General features: G+C 68.2%; 17 protein-coding genes, 1 tRNA gene and 1 pseudogene. 11 read left to right on the plus strand and 8 right to left on the minus strand.

The annotated features are described in order from the left end of the window. Positions 1-53 precede the first annotated feature (53 nt). Complete coding sequence (locus D7Y04_RS34420) at positions 54-2,165, minus strand: chloride channel protein (RefSeq protein ID WP_233601713.1); 2,112 nt, start codon at positions 2,163-2,165, stop codon at positions 54-56. Positions 2,166-2,342: 177 nt separating this feature from the next. Here D7Y04_RS34420 and D7Y04_RS34425 point away from each other — a divergent pair, with 177 nt between their 5' ends. Then, positions 2,343-2,783, plus strand: coding sequence for a peroxiredoxin (locus tag D7Y04_RS34425; protein WP_120577592.1), 441 nt, complete (start codon positions 2,343-2,345; stop codon positions 2,781-2,783). Between the two features lie 15 nt (positions 2,784-2,798). Here D7Y04_RS34425 and D7Y04_RS34430 read toward each other — a convergent pair whose 3' ends face one another. The 3 genes from D7Y04_RS34430 to D7Y04_RS34440 form a co-directional block, all read right to left on the minus strand. Beyond that, the gene (locus D7Y04_RS34430) at positions 2,799-3,581 is read right to left on the minus strand and encodes an NrsF family protein (protein WP_121762043.1); all 783 of its coding nucleotides are present in this window, start codon (positions 3,579-3,581) and stop codon (positions 2,799-2,801) included. Further along, complete coding sequence (locus D7Y04_RS34435) at positions 3,578-4,150, minus strand: RNA polymerase sigma factor (RefSeq protein WP_167548695.1); 573 nt, start codon at positions 4,148-4,150, stop codon at positions 3,578-3,580. The genes D7Y04_RS34430 and D7Y04_RS34435 overlap by 4 nt, the downstream gene beginning before the upstream one ends. 114 nt (positions 4,151-4,264) lie before the next feature. Next, on the minus strand, positions 4,265-5,692 hold the full coding sequence (locus D7Y04_RS34440; protein ID WP_120596071.1) for a site-2 protease family protein: 1,428 nt from the start codon (positions 5,690-5,692) through the stop codon (positions 4,265-4,267). A gap of 96 nt (positions 5,693-5,788) precedes the next feature. On the opposite strand from D7Y04_RS34440, the gene dusB reads away from it, so the two are divergent. After that, positions 5,789-6,802 carry a tRNA dihydrouridine synthase DusB gene (gene dusB, locus D7Y04_RS34445; RefSeq protein WP_120596072.1) on the plus strand — a complete coding sequence of 338 codons (1,014 nt, stop codon included), beginning with the start codon at positions 5,789-5,791 and terminating at the stop codon, positions 6,800-6,802. Here the strand turns inward: dusB and D7Y04_RS34450 are convergent. Continuing rightward, the gene (locus tag D7Y04_RS34450; protein ID WP_120577596.1) at positions 6,781-8,088 is read right to left on the minus strand and encodes a glycoside hydrolase family 1 protein; all 1,308 of its coding nucleotides are present in this window, start codon (positions 8,086-8,088) and stop codon (positions 6,781-6,783) included. The genes dusB and D7Y04_RS34450 overlap by 22 nt on opposite strands. Before the next feature lie 347 nt (positions 8,089-8,435). Between D7Y04_RS34450 and D7Y04_RS34455 the strand changes: the two genes are divergently transcribed. From D7Y04_RS34455 to pyk, 4 genes are all read left to right on the plus strand, one after another. Further along, positions 8,436-8,642 carry an excinuclease ABC subunit A gene (locus D7Y04_RS34455; RefSeq protein WP_120561418.1) on the plus strand — a complete coding sequence of 69 codons (207 nt, stop codon included), beginning with the start codon at positions 8,436-8,438 and terminating at the stop codon, positions 8,640-8,642. Between the two features lie 124 nt (positions 8,643-8,766). Beyond that, entirely contained in the window at positions 8,767-10,227 is a 1,461-nt protein-coding gene (locus D7Y04_RS34460; RefSeq protein ID WP_120596073.1) for an NFACT RNA binding domain-containing protein, read from the plus strand. 152 nt (positions 10,228-10,379) lie between these two features. Beyond that, positions 10,380-11,195 (plus strand): hypothetical protein, encoded by an 816-nt coding sequence (locus tag D7Y04_RS34465; RefSeq protein WP_120596080.1) that lies wholly within the window; start codon positions 10,380-10,382, stop codon positions 11,193-11,195. Between the two features lie 99 nt (positions 11,196-11,294). Beyond that, positions 11,295-12,725 carry a pyruvate kinase gene (pyk, locus tag D7Y04_RS34470; RefSeq protein WP_120596074.1) on the plus strand — a complete coding sequence of 477 codons (1,431 nt, stop codon included), beginning with the start codon at positions 11,295-11,297 and terminating at the stop codon, positions 12,723-12,725. Positions 12,726-12,734: 9 nt separating this feature from the next. Here pyk and D7Y04_RS34475 read toward each other — a convergent pair whose 3' ends face one another. Beyond that, positions 12,735-14,243: an HD family phosphohydrolase gene (locus tag D7Y04_RS34475; protein WP_121762044.1), complete on the minus strand. Its 1,509-nt coding sequence runs from the start codon at positions 14,241-14,243 to the stop codon at positions 12,735-12,737. Positions 14,244-14,416: 173 nt separating this feature from the next. On the opposite strand from D7Y04_RS34475, the gene rpe reads away from it, so the two are divergent. Continuing rightward, entirely contained in the window at positions 14,417-15,076 is a 660-nt protein-coding gene (gene rpe, locus D7Y04_RS34480) for a ribulose-phosphate 3-epimerase (protein WP_120596075.1), read from the plus strand. Between the two features lies 1 nt (position 15,077). Here rpe and D7Y04_RS34485 read toward each other — a convergent pair whose 3' ends face one another. Further along, the gene (locus D7Y04_RS34485) at positions 15,078-15,476 is read right to left on the minus strand and encodes a two-component system response regulator (RefSeq protein ID WP_120577602.1); all 399 of its coding nucleotides are present in this window, start codon (positions 15,474-15,476) and stop codon (positions 15,078-15,080) included. Positions 15,477-15,729: 253 nt separating this feature from the next. Here D7Y04_RS34485 and D7Y04_RS34490 point away from each other — a divergent pair. Beyond that, positions 15,730-15,806, plus strand: a tRNA-Pro gene (locus D7Y04_RS34490). Positions 15,807-15,874: 68 nt separating this feature from the next. Here D7Y04_RS34490 and D7Y04_RS34495 read toward each other — a convergent pair. Continuing rightward, positions 15,875-17,656: an SIR2 family protein gene (locus D7Y04_RS34495; protein WP_158627634.1), complete on the minus strand. Its 1,782-nt coding sequence runs from the start codon at positions 17,654-17,656 to the stop codon at positions 15,875-15,877. 492 nt (positions 17,657-18,148) lie between these two features. On the opposite strand from D7Y04_RS34495, the gene D7Y04_RS34500 reads away from it, so the two are divergent. The 3 genes and pseudogenes from D7Y04_RS34500 to D7Y04_RS45970 all read left to right on the plus strand — a co-directional run. Next, complete coding sequence (locus D7Y04_RS34500) at positions 18,149-19,402, plus strand: hypothetical protein (RefSeq protein WP_121762046.1); 1,254 nt, start codon at positions 18,149-18,151, stop codon at positions 19,400-19,402. A gap of 3 nt (positions 19,403-19,405) precedes the next feature. Next, positions 19,406-19,921 carry a hypothetical protein gene (locus D7Y04_RS44170; RefSeq protein ID WP_147477256.1) on the plus strand — a complete coding sequence of 172 codons (516 nt, stop codon included), beginning with the start codon at positions 19,406-19,408 and terminating at the stop codon, positions 19,919-19,921. Positions 19,922-20,068: 147 nt separating this feature from the next. Next, positions 20,069-20,787 (plus strand): annotated as a pseudogene (locus D7Y04_RS45970) (IS5 family transposase); the annotation flags it as partial. Positions 20,788-20,963 lie beyond the last annotated feature (176 nt).

A 20,963-nucleotide genomic window follows, 5' to 3' on the forward strand; every position in this document is an offset into this window, starting at 1 on the left:
TGTCTGCCCTGGCGGCAATCCCCGGAGCCGGCCGGCCCGCCGGTCTCCGATGCTCAGTGCGCCGCCTCGGAGGGGGTGACGGGGTAGTTCCCCGTCGAGTGCTCGCGCGCGTGCTGCGCGAAGAGGAAGCGCCGGACGGCGGCGCGGGTGAGGAGCCCGCACGGAGCCAGTCCCAGCACGGGCGCCACCGGCAACGCGTCCACGTCCTCCTGGTCCATCACCTGGAGCGCATGCGCCAGGTCCGAGTCCGGCGCCAGCGCGGGCAGCTTGCGCGCCAGGTCGCTGGCCACGAGCAGCGGGTACATGGACTCGTCGCGCCACACCTCGCGCAGCTGCTCCACCTGCACCGTGCCGTAGAGGTTTCCCTCGGTGTCCAGCACCGGCAGCGTGCCGGCCTCGGACGTGAGCAGCTGGTCCGTCAGCGCGCGCAGCGGCGTGCCCGCGGTCACCGCCGGCACCTCCGTCATCAGGGCCCGCACGTGCGTGGCCACCAGCAGGTCCTCGTCGCTCTGCACCTTGGGCGCCGTGCGCTCCGTGAGGAAGTGGCACACCGCGGACGCGATGGTGCACGTCACCATCAGCGGCAGGATGATTTCGTGGCTGCCGCTCAGCTCGTACAGCATCATCATGCCGGTGAGCGGACCGCGCGTGAGGGCCGCCACCGCGCCGCCCATGCCCACGATGGCGTACGCGCCGCTGGGCCCCGTGGCGTGCGGGAAGAAATAGTGCACCAGCGTGCCGAACGCGCCGCCCGCCATGGCGCCGATGAGCGCCGACGGGAAGAACGTGCCGCCGGAGCCGCCTGAACCAATGGTGAGCGCCGTGGCCACGAGCTTCAGCACGCACGCCGTCACCAGGAAGAAGAAGGGCAGCTGTCCGGCCGCCGCCATGTTGATGAAGTCGTTCCCGCTGCCCCAGACCGTGGGGCTCAGGAACACGAGCACGCCCGTGCACAGGCCGCCCAGCGCGGCGCGCACCGGCAGCGGCTTCTTCCCCAGCCACGGCGACAGCTTCCCGCCCATGCGGCCTTGGAAGAAGTGCTCCACGCCGTGCAGCATCTTCACGAACGCGAACGAGAGCAGCCCGCACCCGATGCCCAGCGCCGCGTAGGCGAAGACTTCCGAGCCACTGACCAGCTCGTAGTTCACCCGGTTGAGCAGGGGCGCTTCGTCCAGCACGCCGCGGCTCACCAGCGTGCCCGCCACGCTCGCCAGGATGATGGGGGAGAACACGCGCAGCTCGAACTCGCGCAGGATGATCTCCATCGCGAACACCGCGCCCGCGATGGGGGCGTTGAAGGACGCGGAGATGCCCGCGCCCGCGCCGCACGCCAGCAGGATGGACAGCTCCTTGCGGCTGAAGCCCAGCACGCGCCCCACGCTGGACGCGAACGCCGCGCCTCCGTAGACGATGGGGCCCTCTCGGCCCGCGGAGCCGCCGCTGCCAATGGTGATGGCGGACGCGATGAGCTTGAGCAGCCCGCGGTCCGCCGGCACCACGTTGGCGCCGCTCTTCACCGCGCGCACCACCTCCGGAAGGCCGTGGCCGTGCGTCTCCGGCCGGTCGCGCAGAAGCCGCCCCACCGCCAGGCCGCCCACCGTGGGCGCGAGCAGCATCAGCCACCAGGGCAGGTGCGGAATCGCCGCGGCCAGGTTGTGCGCGTGGCCGAACACGGCGTTCACGGCCGCCAGGCCCACCAGCGGGTAGTAGAGCGACAGCGCGCCCAGCGTCAGCAGCGCGAGCAGGCGCAGGCGGCGCTTCACTTCATCGCGAGGGCCGCCGGGCTCAATCACCCGCGCCAGCAAGAGCGCGCCGAGCGCCAGCGGCACGCCCACCAGCGCGTATTCCAGGTGCCAGCGCGCGGAGGAGAGCGACTCCATCAACGTGCGCAGCCGCTGCGGCTTCAGCGTCGCCGTCAGCTCCGCGGCGCTGAACGTGATGCCGCTCATCACGCCAATGAGGTTGGAGAAGATGCCCGCGGCCAGTCCGCTGTAGAGCCCCACCACTGCGCCCGCGATGGGCAACACCGAAGGGGTCGGCAGGCGGATGCGGTTGGACGCGCCCAGCAGGAAATAGATGAGGCGTGAGAGGTTCTGTCGCGCCCAGAGGGTGAGCGCGGCCATCCGCTGCATTTCGGCAGGCGGAGGTTCGTCGGAGGTGTTCATTTGGTGCACCTACTAAACGGAGGAGGCCGGTGGGTTTCAAGCCTCTTGATGCCCCCCGTGCTCCGGCGCCGTCCGCCTGCACTCCACTCCACACATCACCCGAGCGGTGCCCGGCTCCCTGCCCCCGGAGCGTGTTACGACGCCCCCGGTTTCCACCCCATGAAGGAGGCATCGCACATGCTCAAGCAGGGAGACGTGGCCCCGGAGTTCACCGTGCAGGACTCGACGGGGAAGACGCACCGGCTGTCGGACTACCGGGGCAAGAACGTGGTGCTCTGGTTCTACCCGAAGGCGGACACCCCGGGATGCACCGCGGAGGGCTGCTCCTTCCGCGACCACAAGACCCAGTACGAGGCGAAGGGCACCGCCATCCTGGGCATCAGCTTCGACACGCCGGAGGAGAACCAGGCCTTCGCCCAGAAGTTCGGCTTCAACTTCCCGCTCCTGTGCGACGTGGATCGCAAGGTGGGGCTGGCCTACGGGGCCGCGGATGACGCCTCGGCCCCCAACGCGCGCCGGGTGGGCGTCGTCATCGGGCCGGACGGCCGTATCAAGGAGTGGCACGCGAAGGTGGACGCGCGAGCCTTCCCCCAGGAAGCGCTGTCGCGGCTCCAGTAGGACTCCCAGTGCCCCTCAGGGCGCGAACGAGCGGGACGGCAGGCGCGAGCGGATGAACACCGCCACGCCCGCCAGCACGAACCACGGCAGCACGTGGCCCAGCATCAGGTGGCCCGCGCTGCCGTCCGGGCAGTGCACGTGAAGTATCAGCAGGCTCACACCCGCGGAGGACAGGCCCGCCGCCAGCGCCCGCACGGGCTGGAAGGCGGAGCGGCACAGCAGGACGAGCGCCAGGGCCAGCGGCACCACGGACAGCACCACCTCCGCGCCCATGCACCCCAGGGTACCCGCGAGGAACGGCCGCACCTGGACGCCCGAGCGCCCGCTCAGCTGTGCCAGCGCCACGACGAGCGCGCCCACGGCCACGAGCGTGAAGGGCCAGGCGCGCTGCCTCGGAGCCATGGCCACCATCGCGCCGCCGCCCACGCCCACGACGATGAGCAGCGCCACGAGCACCACCGCCAGCGGCGACGCGGAGTTGAGCATCATCCCGTGCCGGCCCACCCAGAGCAGCCCCAACACACCCACGCCCAGATAGGCGGCGAGCAGCACCGCCACCTCCTTCCACCACGGCGTGGGCTTGGGGTGCGCCGCCAGCTCCGTCAGCGACTGACGCCGCGTCTGTTCGAGCCTCGCATCATTAATAAGGACAGGGGGCGGAGCGGAGGCGGGGGGCGCCAGCACCTGGAAGCCCTCCAGCAGGGCTCGGCAGTCCGCGCACCCGGCCGCGTGTGACGCCAGGTCCGGAGGCAACGGGCCGTCCAGTTGGTCGAGGACGCGTTCGCACTCGGGCGTCATCGTGAAGTCTCCTGCTGAAGAGGGGCGAGCAGCTCGCGCAGGCGCGCGTAGCCCCGGTGGGCGCGGACCTTCACCGCGCTCTCGGTGAGGCCCAGGGCCTCGGCGATTTCGGCGAAGCCCATGCCCTCGAAGCGGTGCATGAGGATGGGCAGCCGCTGGCCTTCGGGAAGCTGCGCCAGGGCGCGTTGCACCGCGCGCTCCAGGCCCGCGTCGCGAGGCTCCGGCGTATCCGCCACGGCGGTGAGGGGCAATTCCCCCTCGGGAGTGAGGTCCTCCGGGCGGCGGTGGCGGCGCGCATGGTCGCGCGCGGCGTTGGTGGCGATGGCGTACAGCCAGGGCCGGACGCGGGCGCCGGCCTGATAGCGGCCCCGCGCGCGCACCAGGGACAGGAAGGTGAGCTGGGCCAGGTCCTCGGCGGTGGCGGGGCTGCCGGTGAGGCGCGCCAGGTAGCCCTGGACGGGGCGCGCGTAGCGCTGGAAGAGCGCGTCGAACGCCTGCGCGTCCCCCTGGCAGAACCGCTCCATCAACACCTCGTCCGAGTCGCCGGAAGCTCCCGGAGATGCCGGCATGTCTCCGGTACGCACGGGCTCGGCACCAGGTTTCACGGGAGGGGACGGAGGGCTCACGGGACGGGCGCGGACTTTAGGGCCCGGAAGGCGCCGAGCGGGAGAAAGTCGCCCCCGTCAGGACGAGGCGGCCTGCCGCAGCCGCGCCAGCCACTCCTCGAAGGCGGGGTGGCCGTGCAGGTGCGCCAGGTCCTCATCTGAGGAGGCGTAGGCCGCGTCCTTGAAGCCCAGGCCTTCCGCCCGCTGGAGCAGCCGCACCGCGTCCGCCACGTTGCCCGCGCGCGCGAAGGCGCAGGCCGCGTCGTACGCGATGCCCGGGTCCGGCACGTGCTTCAGCGCCGCCTCGCCCACCGCCGCGGCCTCCGAATAGGCGCCCCGGATGAACAGCGCCCGCTCCGCGCACCGGAACGCGGCCGCCGGGTCCACGCCGGGTAGCCGCAGCGCCTCGTTCACCTGGCCCAGCCGGATGAGCGCGCCCGCGTACTCGTGCATCACGGTGCGGTCCTGCGACTCGCCCCACGCCTGCTTCCAGTAGCCCACCGCCCGAGCGTCATCCCCCACCAGCGAGAACGCCGCCGCCACCGCGTGCATCTCCACCGGCTGGCCCTGCACCTGGGAGAAGTGGTCCAGCGCGGGCCGCCCGTGGCCCTGCTTCAGCGCCACCCAGCCCAGCAGGTAATGGGTCCGGCTGGTGAGCCCCGGGGACAGCCCCTCCGTCTCCAGCACCCGGTTGCCCTGCCGCCACGCGTCGTCCAGCCGGTCCTCGCGCAGCGCCTGCTGCGCCTCGCGCAGGGCCTGGGCGTTGGGACCTTCCTCTTCCTTCGCCTCGTTGCGCACGCGCATCACGTCCGTCAGCACGCGGAACGCCTGGAAGCCGAACATGGCGAAGAGGACGCCCATGAACAGGGCCCCGCTCTTGATGCTCAGCAGCACCAGGCCCACGCACAGGCCCAGCGCCAGCACGTGCGACACGATGAAGCCCCGCCGCCCGAACATCCGCGTCGCCAGCGCCGTGCTGATGTGCCCGCCATCCAAGGGAGGCACCGGCAGCAGGTTCAGCACCGCCCACACCATGTTGGCGAAGAAGAAGTTGCTCAGGAAGAAGTCCGCCACCTCCGAGCGGCCCCGCACCTGCATCAGCACTGCCCAGCACAGGACGCCCAGCGCCAGCCCCGCCAGCGGACCCGCGAAGCTGCTCACCACGTCCTTGTGCCAGGGCAGGGGCGCGTCCGTGTTGGGCCGCGTCACGCCGCCCATGAACACCAGGTCCACGCTCGGCTGGTATCCGAAGTAGCGGAAGGCCACCGCGTGCCCCAGCTCATGGACGAGCACGGACACGAAGACGATGAACATCCACGCCAGCACGTAGGTCACCACCGCGCCCATGTGCCCGGGCGACGCGGCGTCGGCCAGCTGGTCCCCCAGCCACCCGGCACCCGAGTGCCGGCCCGGCAGGGGCAGGGACTGGTAGGCGAACACCGCGGAGAAGAGCAGGTGACTCGTGTGGACGTGGACGGGGACGCTCCCGAGCCGAAAACGGAACATGGAGGGGGACCTTAATCGTTGGCCCCCACTCGCGCAGGGCCGTTCTCATGGCCCGCGCGCTTCTGTTCCCCTCCGGGTTATAGGGTGTCTTCCGCCATGCTGAAGCTGGGTCCCTACACGCTCCCCAACCCCTACATCCTCGCGCCCATGGCCGGCGTGAGCGAGCGCCCCTTCCGCGTCATCGCCTTCCGGCTGGGCGCGGCCCTCTGCCCCACGGAGCTGGTCAGCGCGCAGGGCCTGATGCGCCAGAACCAGCGCACGCTCAAGTACCTGCGCTACGACCCCGACGTGGAGAAGCCCTACTCGCTCCAGATTTTCGGAGGCGAGCCGGAGGCCATGGCCCAGGCCGCGCAGGTGGGCAAGGCCGCGGGCGCGCAGGTCATCGACATCAACATGGGCTGCCCGGTGAAGAAGGTGGTGCGCAACGGCGCCGGCAGCGGCCTCTTGTGCGACGTGCCCCGCGCCGCCGACATCGTCCGCTCCATCCGTGAAGCCACCGGCCTGCCCGTCACCTGTAAAATCCGCTCGGGCTGGGACGCGCGCACGCTCAACTATCTGAAGGTGGCGGAGGCGCTGCAGGAGGCGGGGTGCGCGGGGCTCGCCCTGCACCCTCGCACGCGCGAGCAGGGCTACTCGGGGCAGGCGAACTGGGACCACATCGCCGACCTGAAGCGCCACTTCCCGGAGCTGCCCATCATGGGCAACGGGGACGTGAAGACGGTGGCGGACGCCCACCGCATGCTGGACAGCACCGGCTGCGACTTCGTGATGATTGGCCGGGGCGCCCTGGGCAACCCGTGGCTCTTCCGCGAACTGCGGGGCGGCCCGCCCGCCACGCCCGAGGAGCGCTGCGAGCTGGTGCTGGAGCACGTCCGGGCCCACGCGGAGTTCGTCGGGGAGCCCTTGAGCGCGGTGCGCTCCTTCCGCCGGCACCTGGCCTGGTACGCCCACGGCCTCAAGGGCGCGGCGCACTTCCGCTCGGAGGTGAACGGGCTGGACTCGCCGGAGGCGGTGGAGGACAGCGTGCGCCGCTTCTTCGCGGGCGCGGACACGGACCCCACGGCACCTCTAGAGGAGCCGGAGGTGGACTACCGCGCGGCGCTGGGCTGAGCCGTGGGCGGCACCAGCACGCGCCCGGTGGCGACGGCGCGGAAGTAGTCGCAGGCCGGGGTGGGGCGGCGCTCCAGCGTGTCGAAGTCGACGTGGTAGAGGCCGAAGCGCGGGCCCCAACCCTCCAGCCACTCGAAGTTGTCCAGCAGGCTCCAATAAAGGTAGCCCTGCACGTCCACGCCCGCCTCGCGCGCGGCCAGCACCTGGCGCAGGTGCGCGTGGAGGTACTCCGGCCGCACCGTCCCCTTGCGGTCGTCGATGCCGTTCTCCGTGACCCACACCGGCTTGCCGTAGCGCTTCACCTCCTGAAGGAGCTGGAGGAAGCCCTCGGGCCGCTGCTCCCACCCGATGTCGGTGAGCCCGCGCCCGTCCGGGTCGCGGTACTTGAAGTCGATGAAGGGTGGGCGCGGCATGAAGCGCAGGTGCGCGCGCGTGTAGTAGTTGACGCCCACGAACTCCACGGAGTCGCGCGCCCCCTCGATGCGCACGTCCGTGGACGCCACGCCCGGCATGAACACGCGCAGGTGGCCGGACGACAGCGCCTCGTGGAACGCGTGGTTGTAGGCCGGGGCCGCCAGCCTCACCAGCGAGCGGTCCAGGGGATGCCACCAGCGGTCCGGCGCGAACGCGAGCATGTTCTGGGAGATGCCCAGCTCCACCCGGCCCAGGTGCTGGCCCAGCTCTTCCCGAGCGATGACGTGCGCGCGCACCATGTTCCCGAGCGCGGCCATCGTCTTCGCCCCGTCCGCGATGCCCGGCGGCATCAGGCCCTGGAGGTAGCCGCCCAACAAGAGGACCATCGGTTCGTTGAAGGAGATGACGAGCGCGTCCAGCCCCTCCAACAGGGGCGCGCACCGGCGCACGTACTGGCGGAAGGCCTCCAGGCTCTCCGGAAGGTGCCAGGGCGTGGACGCGTGGAACCACGTGGGGTGGGTGAAGTGATGGAGCGTCACCACCGGCCGCAGGCCCATCGCGCGCAGCTTCAAGAGCCGCTCGCGGTAGCCCTCCAGCACCGCACCATCGAACCGGCCGCGCTCGGGTTCGATGCGCGCCCACTCCAGCGACAGCCGGAACGCCGTGGCCCCCACCGCCTTCGCCAGGGCGTAGTCCTCCGCGTAGCGGCGCCAGTGGTCCACCGCGATGCCGCATCTCGCATGGGGCTCCTTCAACTTCCCCAGCCGCTCCCACTCGGCCCAGTCGTTCTCGATGCCGCCCTCCACCTGGTACGCGGAAGTGGCGACGCCGAAGGTGAAGGACGAGGGGAAGGTCAGCGCGGCGGAGCTCATTCGGGCGCGCACCGTAGGCCGCCGCCTCCACGACGGGAAGCGATGCGATGCGCGCGCGCCGGATGCACGGCAGCGGACATCCAGCCCCGTTGCGCGGACCCTCGAAGTGCATCCGGAGCCGGAAATTCGGCCTCGCGCGCGACGCGTCGGACCCCCGAAATGACCGCCACGAACGGTTCGACGCGCCCGGAGGCCAAAAATCGGCCTCGCCGCGCACTGCAATACATCACCATGCGTTGACACACTGGCATGTCGCCCGTACCATTCATTTCAAGCACTCACGTTCAGTTCGAAGTGGGTGCAGGGCTCGCGTCCTCGCGGGCCTCAACACTGAACGGAGGATTCCGATGGCCGCGAAGAAGAAGACCGCGAAGAAGGCCGCGTCGAAGAAGACCGCGACGAAGAAGACCGCCCGCAAGGCCCCTGCCGCCAAGCGCGGTACGGCCAAGAAGGCCGCCGCGAAGAAGCCGGTCGCGAAGAAGGCCGCGAAGAAGAAGACCGCTTCCCGCCGGAAGGCCGCGACCCCCGCGGCCCCGTCGACCCCGGAAGCCTGAAGTAACGGCGTCATTTCGGACGTCGGTTGACGTCCGGTGAACGGCTCGGCGAAACCCGCCGGGCCGTTTTTCTTTTGCGGGCCAGGGGTTTACGTCTCCTCGTGTGTCCGCCCGGGAGGGGCCCATGTCGCTGCGTCCGGTGGAGTTCGGTGAGGTCGTGGCGGAGGCCGCGGCCCGGCTGGTGGGCGCGGTGGCCCAGAAGGCGTGGTGCCCGCTTCCCCGCCTGGCCTACGTGGAGCTGCGCGTCCCGGGCAGATCGGTCGTGCTGTGCCTCTGCGCCGAAGGCGAGCTGTCGCGCCTGTCCGTCGCGGAGGACCGCTTCCCCACGCCAGGCGAGCCCGCTCCCTTCCAGCGCTGGCTGCGCCAGGAGCTCACCGGCTTCAAGCTCCAGGCCGCGCGCTACCTGGAGGAGAGCCGCGCCATCGTCCTGGAGTTCGATCGCGAAGGCGTGCGCCGCCGGCTGGTGATGGAGGTGGGCGCGCCCGGGGGCCTGTTGCTCCTCAGCGACAACAACCGGGTGCTGATGCTCTCCGGCGAAGGCTTCGGCCCCAGGCGCAACCTCTATCCCGGAGCGCAGTGGTCGCCACCGGAGCCCGTGTCCGCGGAGGCGCTGGCGAAGGGCCGCGCGCAGCCTTCACGTCTGGAGCCGAAGGAAGACGACACGCTGCCCAGGCTGCAGGCCGCCGAGCGGGTGCTCGGACAGAAGGACCGCACCAGCCGCGCGGACACCATCCGCCGCCGGCTCGCGCAGCCGTACCGGGCAAGGCTGAAGCGCTCCTCGCGCACATTGGAGAAGGTGCGCGCGGAAACCCAGCGCGGCCCGGAGGCGGAGAAGCACCGCGAGGTGGGCGAACTGCTCGCGCAGAACCTGCACCGGCTCAAGCGAGGCGCGTCCCAGGTGACGCTCACCTCCTATACGGAGGCGGGCGTGGAGGAGGTCCAGGTGAAGCTGGACCCGAAGCGCACCCCGAAGGAGGAGGCGGACTGGCACTTCCACCAGTACCGGCGCCTGCTGCGCGGCGTGGAGCAGGCCCGCCACCGCGAAGCGGAGCTCGCGCGAGAGGTCGCCCACGCGCAGACGGCGCTCAGCCAGATTGAAGCCATGGATGACGCCGCGCTGCTCGCGCAGGTGGAAGTGCTCCAGGTGACCCAGGGGGAAGAGGGTCCGAAGGGAGGCCTCCCCTTCAAGGAATACGTGGGGCATGGCGGCGCGCGCATCTGGGTGGGGCGCGGCGCGGAGGACAACGACCAGCTCACCTTCAAGGTGGCCCGTCCGTGGCACCTGTGGCTGCACGCGCGGGGCCTGCCGGGCAGCCACGTGGTGGTGCCGGTGGAGAAGAATGCGGAGGTGGCGCAGGAGGTGCTCCTGGACGCGGCGCACCTCGCGCTGCACCACTCCGGTGCGAAGGGCGAACCTCGCGGCGAGGTGAGCTACATGCCGGTGAAGTTCGTGCGCAAGCTGAAGGGCGCGGCCCCCGGGCAGGTGACATATGCCCGGGAGAAGACCTTCGTGGTGCGCATGGAGCCGGAGCGGCTGGAGCGGCTGCTCAAGTCGCGCCATGGCGACCCGGGCAGCCTGTCCTGAAGGACAATGCCTCTGGGACGAATTCAACCCGGGGTGTCACGCGCGGCGTGTGGGCCCGGTCGACAGGCGGACGGGCATCCAGCCCCTGGCCTTGAGGTTCGGGAAGTGCCGGGTACGATGCCCCCCGCGTGACGCCCGAAGCCTTCCGCCAGATGTCCCTGTTCCCCCGTGGCTCTTCCGCGGAACGCGCCGCCGCTTCCGCGCAGCGCGTGCCGGAAGGTCCCGCGCCGCTGCCGCCGCGCAACCGCGTGGCGGAGGAGGCACCGCGCGTCCTCACCGCGTCGCGTGAGGAACTCTGGTCGCGCGCGGAGTCGCTCGCGTGGCGGTTGAGCGCGAACCTGGGCATGCCGGTGCGCCTGGCCGTGACGGACAACCGCTCCACCATGGTGTCCTTCCGCCGCGGCTCGCAGGTGCTCCAGCTGCGGCTGCACCACATGTTCCTGGACGCGCCCGAAGTCATCGTGCGCGCGGTGGCGGACTACGCGGGCCGCGGGCACCGCGCCGCGGGCGTCCTCCTGGACGAGTACATCCGGGGCCAGCAGCCGCTCATCCGCCAGCTGCGCCGGGAATCCGACGCGGAGTTGAATCCGCTCGGCCGCTGCTTCGACCTGCGCGCGCTCTACAACGGCGTCAACGAGGCATATTTCCAGAACGCCATCCAGGCCCGCATCGGCTGGGGCCGCATGCCGCCGCGCCGCCGCCGCAAGTCCATCCGCCTGGGCGTCTACGACCACCAGACGCGCGAGATTCGCATCCACCCCGCGCTGGACAAGCCGGACGTGCCCGCCTTCTTCGTGGAGTTCATCGTCTTCCACGAGATGCTCCACCAGCTGTTCCCCAGCAGCAACCGCACCGGGCGCCGCGTGCACCACCCGCGCGCCTTCCGCGAGCGCGAGCGCACGTACCCGCACTACGCCGCCGCGCTGCGTTGGGAGCGAGAGAACCTGGGCACGCTGCTGCGCGGTTGAGCGCACGCCGAGCGGCCTGGACATTTACTGGTTTACCTGCTCGGTCGCGCGCTGTGACTCCTTGACCGAAACGCGCTGGGGCCGGATGTTCGGCCTCATATGCGACGAGCAAAGATTGTCTGCACCCTCGGTCCCGCCAGTCAGACCCCGGAGATGTTGGAAGCGCTGCTGGAGTCCGGCATGGACGTGGCCCGGCTCAACTTCTCCCACGGCAGCCACGAGCAGCATCAGGCGAACATCGACATGCTGCGCGCGGCCTCGCTGAAGGTGCGCAAGGCGGTGGGCATCCTGGGCGACCTGCAGGGCCCCAAGATTCGCACCGGCCGCTTCGTCACGGGCAGCACGGAGCTGAAGCACGGCGCCACCTTCCACATCACCACCGACGAGACGGTGAAGGGCACGGACGAAATCGTGTCCACCACGTACCCGCACCTGGCGGCGGACGTGAACCCGGGCGACCGCATCCTCCTGGATGACGGCCTCCTGGAGCTGCGCGTCGTGGAGACGGACAAGAAGCAGCTCATCAAGACGGAAGTGATTCACGGCGGCATCCTGAAGAACAACAAGGGCATCAACCTGCCCGGCGTGGCGGTGCGCGCGGACGCGCTCACGCCCAAGGACCGCGAGGACCTCATCTTCGGCCTCAAGGCGGGCGTGGACTACATCGCGCTGTCCTTCGTGCGTCAGCCGTCCGACCTGGACTCCGCGCGCCAGGCCATGGCGGAGGTGGGCCGCACGGTGCCCATCATCTCCAAGCTGGAGAAGCCGGAGGCCATCGCGCGCCTGGACGCCATCCTCGACAAGACGGACGGCGTGATGGTGGCCCGAGGCGACCTGGGCGTGGAGATTCCCCCGGAAGAAGTGCCCGCCGTCCAGAAGGACATCATCCGGCGCTCCAACCTGCGAGGCCTGCCCGTCATCGTGGCCACGCAGATGCTCAACTCGATGATCGACAACCCGCGCCCCACGCGCGCGGAGGCCAGCGACGTGGCCAACGCCGTGTACGACGGCGCGGACGCGCTGATGCTCTCGGGTGAGACGGCGAGCGGCAAGTTCCCCCTGGACTCCGTACAGATGATGGAGCGCATCATCCTGGCGGCCGAGTCCTCCTCCCGCGCGCAGCTCCTGCCGCGCCAGATTGAGGCCCCGCTGGGCCTGCCGCTGCACTTCCCGGACGTCATCGCGCGTGTGGCGTGCGAGGCGGCCAAGGCCAGCGGCGCCACGCTCATCGCGGCCTTCACGCTGTCCGGCGTGACGGCGCGGCTGCTCGCGCACTACCGGCCCACGGTGCCGATTGTCGCGTTCAGCCCCAACCAGGAGGTGCGCCGCCGCCTGTCGCTGCTCTGGGGCGTGGTGCCGCGCGTGCTGGAGCCCATCCAGGAGACGGAGACCATGCTCCGCCGCGTGGAGGAGGAGCTGGTGTCGCGGGGCCTCGCTCGCAGGGGCGACCGCATCGTGGTGGTGTTCGGCGCGCCGGTGGGCCAGCCGGGGAAGATCAACAGCCTCCGGCTGCACACCATCAGCGCCTGATGCAGGGCCCTACGCCGGGCTCTTCTTGAGAGCCCGGCGGGGAATCTCCGCCTCGACGAAGATGGTGAAGAGGTCCTTGTCGAGCTGTCCGGACCCCGCCTCCTTCTTGAGGATGTCCAACGCGAGCGTGTGAGGCACGGCCTTCTTGTAGGGCCGGTCGCTCGCGGTGAGGGCGTCGTAGATGTCGCAGATGGACATCATCCGGGACTGCACCGGAATCTCCGGGACGGCGCGAGGGTAGCCCGTGCCATCCAGCTTCTCGTGGTGCGCGTACGCAATCTCCGGCACGCGGCGCAGCGCGCGAGTCCACGGAATCTGCGACAGGAAGCGGTACGTGTGGTCGACGTGGCTCTCGATTTCGCGGCGCTCCTCCGGGGAGAGGGTGCCGCGGGTGATGGAGAGGGATTGGATTTCCTGGGGTAGCAGCAGCGGCTTCCCATGGTCATGTGCATCGGTGAACGTGAGCTTGCCCAGCTCTAGGAGCCGCTCGAAGTTGCCCTGCGCGAGCACCGTGGGCTTGTTGCAGGTGAGCAGGAAGCCCATCACCTCATCCAACTGGGCCAGCTCCTGGCCGAGCCGCGCGTCCTCCTCCTGATGGATGGAGGGCAGGGCGGACAGGCCGCGGACCTCCGCGGAGGCCAGCCGGCGCCGGGAGCTCTGCAGCTGCAAATCCTTGCGAGCCAGTTGGAAGCGGGCACTCAGCGCCTCCAGCTCATGCGGATACAGCTTCTCCGCCTTGACGAGCACGTTCTCGCGCACGCCCACCTTGCCAAAGTCGTGCAGCAGCGACGCGTACCGCAGCTCCTGCAGCTCCACGGCGGTGAAGCGCGTCTGGGCATAGGGGCCGGTGGCGCGGTGCTCCAGCGCCTGGGCCAGGGACACGGTGAGGTCCGCGACGCGGCCGGAGTGGCCCGCGGTGGAGGGGTCGCGCGCTTCGATGGCGACCACGGACGCGGAGACGAAGCCCTCGAAGAGGCGGTTGATTTCCTCGTGGAGGAGGGCGTTCTCGATCGCGCCGGCGGCCTGGGCGCCCAGGGCGAGCAGCAGCTCCTCGTCCTCCTCGTCGAACACCTGCCCGCCGCGCTTGTTGAGGGCCTGGATGACGCCCGTCACCTCTCCATTGGCGTCGCGCATGGGGACGCAGAGGATGGTGTGGGTGCGGTAGCCGCTGGAGATGTCGAAGCTGCTGTTGAAGCGGGCGTCGGCGTAGGCGTCGGGGATGTTGATGACGGCGCCGGTATGGGCGACCTGGCCGGCGATGCCGCTGCCCATGGGGAGACGGATTTCGTTCTTGGAGCCCTGGGCCACCTTGCTCCAGAGCTCCTCGCGCTCGCGGTCCAGGATGAAGAGCGAGCAGCGGTCCGACTCCACGACCTTGGTGGCCTCATAGAGGATGAGGGGCAGCAGCAGGTCGAGGTCGCGCTCGGCGCTCATCGCCTTGGCGACATCCAGGATGGACGTCAGCTTCGCGAGCCGGCGGGACAGGTTGGGGGAGGCGGGCACGGACTGGGGAAGCACCGAGGCGGGCTCCGTGGGATGCGGCGGATGGCCGCGGGCGCGCCAAGTTGTAGCACGCAGGATGTGTCGGCCGCCCGGCCCCCCCACCTGTCAGGTCCACCTGTGTCCGCAAGCACCCTGTCCTGCCGGGCGAAGGTACCAGGGCCCACTGGAAGCGGTTATGAAGCGCCGCCATGACCCGCCCTGTCCGCATCTCTCCGTCGCTGCTCTCCTGTGACTTCAGCCGCCTGGGTGAAGAGGTCCGCGCCATCGAGGCCGCCGGCGCGGATTGGATTCACGTGGATGTCATGGATGGCAGGTTTGTGCCCAACCTCACGTTGGGGCCGGTCATCGTGGAGGCCATCAAGCGGGTGGCGACGAAGCCGCTGGACGTGCACCTGATGATTGTCGAGCCGGAGAAGTACGTGGACGCGTTCGTGAAGGCGGGCGCGGACGTGCTGACGGTGCACCAGGAGGCGAGCCCGCATCTACACCGCACGCTGCAATCCATCCGTCAGGCGGGGGCGAAGCCGGCGGTGGTGTTGAACCCGGGCACGTCGCTGTCGGCGATTGAAGAGGTGCTGGGGGACGTGGACATGGTGCTCTTGATGAGCGTGAACCCGGGGTTCGGCGGGCAGTCGTTCATCGAGTCCACGGTGGACAAGGTCCGCCGGCTGCGCGCGATGCTGGACGCGCGGGGGCTGAAGGACGTGGACATCGAGGTGGACGGCGGCATCAACGCGCAGACGGCGAAGCGCGTGGTGGACGCGGGGGCGACGGTGTTGGTGGCGGGCAGCTACGTGTTTGGCGCGAAGGACTACGCGCAGGCCATCCGTTCGCTGCGGCCGTCGTGAGTCAGGCGGCTTCGGGCGAAGCGGGAGGGCGCACGGCGGCGGCGGCCATGCGGGCGATGCGGGTCATGAAGGTGGGGTCGCACGGCTTCACTTCGTAGTCGTCGGCGCCCAACTCGAAGCACACGTGGCGGGTGAATTGATCCTCCACGCCACTGAGCATGATGACCTTGCAGTCGCGGGTGACGGGGTCCTTCTTCAGCTGCGCGAGCAGGTCCCGTCCGTCCTGGTGCTGATTGATGTCCAGGATGATGACCGCGGGCCGGTGTTTGCGGGCCAGCTCCAGCACATGTTCGGAGGTGGTGTCGGACACGCAGACGAGGCCGGAGCGCTTGGCCTCCCGGGCGAGTGCGGACACGACAAGGGGCTCATCATCCGAGATGAGGACAGTGGGAGCAGTCATGGTCCTCTGTGGGGGAACAGGGGCGGATCAACGTGCAACATCTTGGAAGTACAGGAAGGCCCGGATCTTGTGAAGAGGGTGAACATTGTCCCGTCCTGAAGGGTAGGTAGGACAACAGTCGGGGGAGCGAGGGGGTTGGTGAGGGGGAGGGAAGGGGGAGGCAAAAGAGTCCGTTGACTGAAGGAAGCGGCTCGGATAGATCCGCCCTCGCTTCGCCGGGCCCGAGGGCAGTTCCTGGCGCAGCATCGGATATCGGGGAGTGGCTCAGCCTGGTAGAGCACTTGGTTCGGGACCAAGGGGTCGCAGGTTCAAATCCTGTCTCCCCGACCAAACGATGAAGCGGGCTGGAGGCCGAAAGGTCTCCAGCCCGTTTTCGTTTGCTCGCGCTGACCCTTGCCTCACTTGCGAGGCGAAAAGACGACGATGGATGCCGGGGTGACCAGCCGGTCATCCTCGTCGGAGGGGTCGACCTTGCCCGAGCGTGGGAGGAGCTCCACATCCAGGCGGTCCTGGGACAGGCCACAGATCTCCTTGATGGTCTTCACCGTCACGGGTGTCGGCCTGCCCCCGGTGGTCACCGCGAAGATCTCCGTGGCGCCATCGGCATTCCTGACGTCGACCCAGACCTTCATCATGTCCGAGGAGAGGATTTCGCCCACGGGGAGCTTTCCTGCCACCACCGGGAACCAGACTCCCGGCGAGAAGACGTACAGCTCGACCAGTTGGAGGCGCGAGTCCGGATGCCGGGTAAAGAAGTGGCGCACTCCAGCGAGCGTCTGGATGAACGGATGGATGGGCGTCCATAGGCGGTACTGTCCTGACGCCACCGGACCGATGTGCACATGCGTGAAGCCCGCCCGGTCCGCCATGAGCAGGGCTTCGGATACTGCATCCATGATGATGCCCAGGTCCCGGCTGTCCTCGGGGTCGTCCGGATGCGAGGGCGGCAGCGGCGTCGGATGGTCGATGCGGGCCGCGACGGCGAAGATGGGCGCCCTGCCGAACCGGTAGGCCAGTGGAGGTGTGGAGCCACCGCGCAATGCCTCCCAGTTGCTCGGTGTCGTGCTCTTGATGAGTCCGGCGCTGCGTGCCTTCGCGAGGAGCCCCTTGGCCTGGCTTCCATGGATGGGCCGCTTGCGCTTGACGGTACGCCCGACGCTGACGATGACGCACTCGCCTTGCGTCGTGGGAACCGGCAGCGGGGCATACCGGAGTCGAAGCCTGCGAGGAGCCACGGCCGGGCTGGCCCTGGCGCCCCTGGAGCGGCTGCCGCTCCCCTTGTCAGCCGTGGGAACCTGCTTGTTGAGCCCATCGACCAGGCTGAAGCCCAACTCGTCCGGCATCCAGGAGATGGGTTTGGCTCCCCCCGGGACGGAGCCACTTGGCCGCTTGCCCACGGCCTCCGCCAGCCGGTTGAGCAGTTCCGGCAGCTCCGCATAGGTGTCGTAGACCACAGGGGTGATACCCAACCGCATCTGGAAGAAGCGGGGATCGGGCGGGTCTCTCTTGTACCTGTCCGCGACAGGATCCTTCCCGGTCTTGAACGACTGCCTGCAGAAGAGCGCGAAGTGGGGATGAGGGCCGGGGCCGTAGTGGTGCGCAATCTCTCCGAAGAGGTTGACGAGGTAGTCCTCAAGAATGCCGGACCCCAGGAAGAGCAGCGAGCGTCGGGAGAAGACCTCGGCGAAGGAACGTCGGAAGTGGGGCTGGGCGTTGATGGCCTGCTGGTACTGCTGGTGGCCTACGACCACCTGTCTGGCCAACTCGAGATGTCGTGGCTTGTCGAGGACGCGCGTTCTGTAGAGGGCGTCAAGCTTCGCGGCTTGCCCTCCGATGAATCCCTGAAGGGCCCAGAGGATGGGGCGGCTCGGCGAATCCAGGGAGCGAATCACCTTGTGGCAGTCCTCCACGCTGCGTCCGAGCACTTCAGGGATATCCGTCTCCGCGAGCTCGTTCTCCTCGTCTCGCGCGGAGGATCCGGTGCGAGCCGTGGTGGCCATCTCCGCCGGATCGGACTGGCGCATGCGGCTCACGACGTACAGGTCGTCGTAGTTGGTACTCAAGACGAGCGGCCAGTAGCACTGAGCCAGTGCCATCGTCTGGAGGGGGATGTTGCACCTGCCGGGTGGCTTGCCACCTACGTTGAGGGCCGCGCGGTAGGCCTTGATGCGCTCTCCCATTGCAATGGCGCTCAGCCCCAGGACTGCCTTATCGGCGAGGCGGTACAATGACGCGCTATCCATGTCTTCGGGGGCGGAGGACGTTGAGCGTGGCACGCCGGCTTTGACCACCAGCCCCTCGACGAATTCCCCCCAGTTCGTGCAGGCCCCCACGCTCATCCCCGACCCGGTGAAAGGCACCAGATTGCTCCGCCGGTAGGCACTGGCGAGGTATGGCAGGACATCATCGAAGCGCAGGTAGCTGAAGCTCACGCCGTCTCCTCCGCACCCGTAGGGCGCATGTAGGAAGTGTCGCGGAAGGACTTTTACTGCTCAAGCTCCTAGCCGCGCGCCGGCAGTTTTTACGAAAGGGGGCAGCCGCAGCTATCGTCTCCTGACACCGCCTCATGCGCATTGCGTGTCAGCAGGGGCGCGAAGTAAAACTCCAGTCGATGTCACTTGTCTGGTGACGTGGTGGGCTGTGCCCGGCGGGCAGCCCAGTGAGAGGCTGCCATGGCTCTTCTGGATTTTCTGATCCTGCTGCCGCTTGACGAGGAGTTTCGCAACGTGGCGCGGCTCCTTCAATCTGGGAGATCGCCATGCTCCCGGCGGGTGGGGGACTCGTACCATGACGTCTGGGTTGCCGAGGAGGACTCCTTCAAGAGGGGGCGCGTACTCCATCTCTGCGCTGCGGCAGCGATGGGACGAATGGGCCAGGACGAGTCTGCAGCCTTCGCGAAGGCTGCCTGCTCCTACTGGCAACCCGCCCATGTCATCCTCCTGGGAATCGCTGGCAGCATTAGCCCTGAGGTCAACCTTGGAGATGTGGTCATTCCAGGAGAGGCGGTCGGCTACGTCGTGGCTTCTGTCGTTGGCGACCCGCCGCGCTTCGAGTTCCGACACACGGGCCATGAGGCGTTGGGAGTATTACAGGGCCGCGCGCGGTACATCCGGAACAATGATCGCCTCTACTCCGAGTGGCAGGAGGCGTGTCTTGCCGCCGCTCACAAGGATCCTTACCTGAAGACGCGGATTACCCGGCCCCCTGAGGCACACGCCGAGAAAATCGCACTTGCTTCGGGGAACAATGTTGTCAAGGCGAGAGGATTCGCGGAGCAACTACGAGAGCAGCTCAAATCCAACGTTCATGCAGTCGAGATGGAATCAAAGGGGCTCTTCGTTGCGCTCCGAGGCATCCAGAGTAAGCCGGAGCCTTTGTTGATTCGTGGAATCTCCGATTTGGCGGACGAGCGGAAGGCAGAAATCGATGAATCATCCGGAGGGGCGTACCGGACTTGGGCGGCTCAGAACGCGGCTCGTTTTCTCCAGTGCGTCTTGCGGGAGCCGGATCTCTCCGCGAGCCTGCCGGAACTACGGCTCGACGCGACCCCTTCTAAAAGCCAGTACCGCGTCAGGAAGGAGGGGCTCTTTCTTCGGGAGAACCAGAATATAGCGTTCGACAACATCCTCGGAGGCGGGCCTCGGCAGGAGTGTGTGTTCACGGTCGAAGTGACGCGTGCGGAGTATGTTGCTCCTCTGATGCCTCAAGACCAAATCAAATGCCTTCTGCATACCGCCCAGCACATCAAGCAGATTCCACCCCGGGCCTCCTCTGAGACTTCTTCATTCATCTTGGAGGCCAGTGAAACTCAAGAGCGGCTTGAAGTGCTTCTCTCGCTATGTACACCGAAGGTCGAGGCTATCACCTTTCGAATCAAGAATGACTTCGGGCAGACCCAAACGGCGTGTTGGACGCCAAAGAGCTGATGCATGGCATTCGATGTGTTTGTCTACGACGCTCGGCTTCGGCCGTTGGTGCTCCCTTCCGTTTATCTCTGGGCCACCGATTCTTCTTTTGCCACTCTGGATGACGGGTACAGCAGGAGCTTTCCATCGGGTGAATGCGGTACGAAGCTGACCTTTGCGGCCGGTGTCATTTACAGCTTACATGCGGATGCGCCAGGTTTTGGTCCAGTGACTTTGGGGGAGTTCAATTCGACGCCCGGAGGTCGCTTCGACCTTGTAATGAATCGTCTCCCTCCGGGCGGTGGACCTCCGCGGTACGCAGAGCCACAGTCCTTCGCGGAGATTCCTCCATTTATCAAGAAGCAATGGTGGTCCGAAGAACAGCAGGCCGCCGTTACCAGTCTGGTACAGGCGTTGAGCCTCGTGCCCGAGGCATCTGACTTCATGGACCGGATTGAGCGATGGAAGGAAGAACTCCAGGAACGGGGGATTCCTCCGAAATTGGTACGAGCCCAGCGTTTCCGCACGCTGGGGGCTTGAACTAGGGGCTGTCCCTGATCTCGTGTTCGAGAGTCGACCCGGCGTGCCGGCTATCTGGCACGTTGGGGCAGGGCCTCAATCGGAGTTGCTGCCTGGCGCCAGGTATGGTCAACGCGGGCTGTGCGCCGACATGAACTGAGCGATGCCGAGTGGAGCCGCATCGAACCCCTGCTGGGCTCCAGGAGCGGCCCTCGCTCGAAGCGAGGGGACCGTGACTTCATCAACGCAGTGGTGTGGCGCGTGAAGACCGGGGTGCAGTGGCGGGACTTGCCCGAGCGGTTCGGTCACTGGAAGACGGTCTACAATCGCTTCCACCGCTGGGCGAAGACTGGGCGCTGGGAAGCCATCTTCAAGGCGCTGCGGCTCGATGTGGATGAGCTTGGCTCCCTTGCTGACGCATCGGTCGTCCGGGCGCATCAGGACGCCGCAGGCGGAAAAGGGGGATCCGAAGCAATGCTTTGGGGCGTTCTCGAGGAGGTTTTTCAACGAAAGTTCACGCCGTCACTACGACGGGCGGTAAGCCGCTCCACGTCGCGCTGACGCCCGGCCAGCAGCACGAGTCCACAATGGCCGAAGAACTTCTGGTGCACGCCGAGGGCGCCGCTTTCATCGCGGATACCGGCTATGACGCCGACCGCATTCGCGCCAACGTTCGAAAGCTCAGGATGAAGCCTGTCATCCATTCGAACCCGAGCCGCAAGCGGGCGTTGCCGTTAGACCGCACCCTGTACCGGCTGCGCTACCGGGTGGAGTGCTTCTTCCACGACCTCAACCGCTTTCGGGCTGTCGCCACCCGCTATGACAAGACGGCGACCAGCTACCTCTCCGTCCTCCACGTCGCATCCATGCTTCTTTGGCTGCGCTAATCAGCGACAGCCCCTACAACGGTGATCACGGCGGTTGAGGCGGGTAGCCGCAGTAGGCGAACCAGGCCGCTGCGTCCTGTGGCCTCACGGATGCAAGTGCCTCTCGCATTGCTTCGCGGAGGGCCACATGCGTGCGGGCGCCGATGGCCCGCATGCGCGTCTTGACCTTCAGCCAG

The organism is Corallococcus sp. AB038B (genome assembly GCF_003668955.1).
Classification (GTDB): domain Bacteria; phylum Myxococcota; class Myxococcia; order Myxococcales; family Myxococcaceae; genus Corallococcus; species Corallococcus exiguus.

What these genes read in the sequence shown, in the direction of transcription:
- D7Y04_RS34420 (WP_233601713.1), bottom strand. Translation starts at nt 2,165, where the DNA reads ATGAACACCTCCGACGAACCTCCGCCTGCCGAAATGCAGCGGATGGCC.
- D7Y04_RS34425 (WP_120577592.1), top strand. Translation starts at nt 2,343, where the DNA reads ATGCTCAAGCAGGGAGACGTGGCCCCGGAGTTCACCGTGCAGGACTCG.
- D7Y04_RS34430 (WP_121762043.1), bottom strand. Translation starts at nt 3,581, where the DNA reads ATGACGCCCGAGTGCGAACGCGTCCTCGACCAACTGGACGGCCCGTTG.
- D7Y04_RS34435 (WP_167548695.1), bottom strand. Translation starts at nt 4,150, where the DNA reads ATGCCGGCATCTCCGGGAGCTTCCGGCGACTCGGACGAGGTGTTGATG.
- D7Y04_RS34440 (WP_120596071.1), bottom strand. Translation starts at nt 5,692, where the DNA reads ATGTTCCGTTTTCGGCTCGGGAGCGTCCCCGTCCACGTCCACACGAGT.
- dusB (WP_120596072.1), top strand. Translation starts at nt 5,789, where the DNA reads ATGCTGAAGCTGGGTCCCTACACGCTCCCCAACCCCTACATCCTCGCG.
- D7Y04_RS34450 (WP_120577596.1), bottom strand. Translation starts at nt 8,088, where the DNA reads ATGAGCTCCGCCGCGCTGACCTTCCCCTCGTCCTTCACCTTCGGCGTC.
- D7Y04_RS34455 (WP_120561418.1), top strand. Translation starts at nt 8,436, where the DNA reads ATGGCCGCGAAGAAGAAGACCGCGAAGAAGGCCGCGTCGAAGAAGACC.
- D7Y04_RS34460 (WP_120596073.1), top strand. Translation starts at nt 8,767, where the DNA reads ATGTCGCTGCGTCCGGTGGAGTTCGGTGAGGTCGTGGCGGAGGCCGCG.
- D7Y04_RS34465 (WP_120596080.1), top strand. Translation starts at nt 10,380, where the DNA reads ATGTCCCTGTTCCCCCGTGGCTCTTCCGCGGAACGCGCCGCCGCTTCC.
- pyk (WP_120596074.1), top strand. Translation starts at nt 11,295, where the DNA reads ATGCGACGAGCAAAGATTGTCTGCACCCTCGGTCCCGCCAGTCAGACC.
- rpe (WP_120596075.1), top strand. Translation starts at nt 14,417, where the DNA reads ATGACCCGCCCTGTCCGCATCTCTCCGTCGCTGCTCTCCTGTGACTTC.
- D7Y04_RS34485 (WP_120577602.1), bottom strand. Translation starts at nt 15,476, where the DNA reads ATGACTGCTCCCACTGTCCTCATCTCGGATGATGAGCCCCTTGTCGTG.
- D7Y04_RS34495 (WP_158627634.1), bottom strand. Translation starts at nt 17,656, where the DNA reads ATGGGAGAGCGCATCAAGGCCTACCGCGCGGCCCTCAACGTAGGTGGC.
- D7Y04_RS34500 (WP_121762046.1), top strand. Translation starts at nt 18,149, where the DNA reads ATGGCTCTTCTGGATTTTCTGATCCTGCTGCCGCTTGACGAGGAGTTT.
- D7Y04_RS44170 (WP_147477256.1), top strand. Translation starts at nt 19,406, where the DNA reads ATGGCATTCGATGTGTTTGTCTACGACGCTCGGCTTCGGCCGTTGGTG.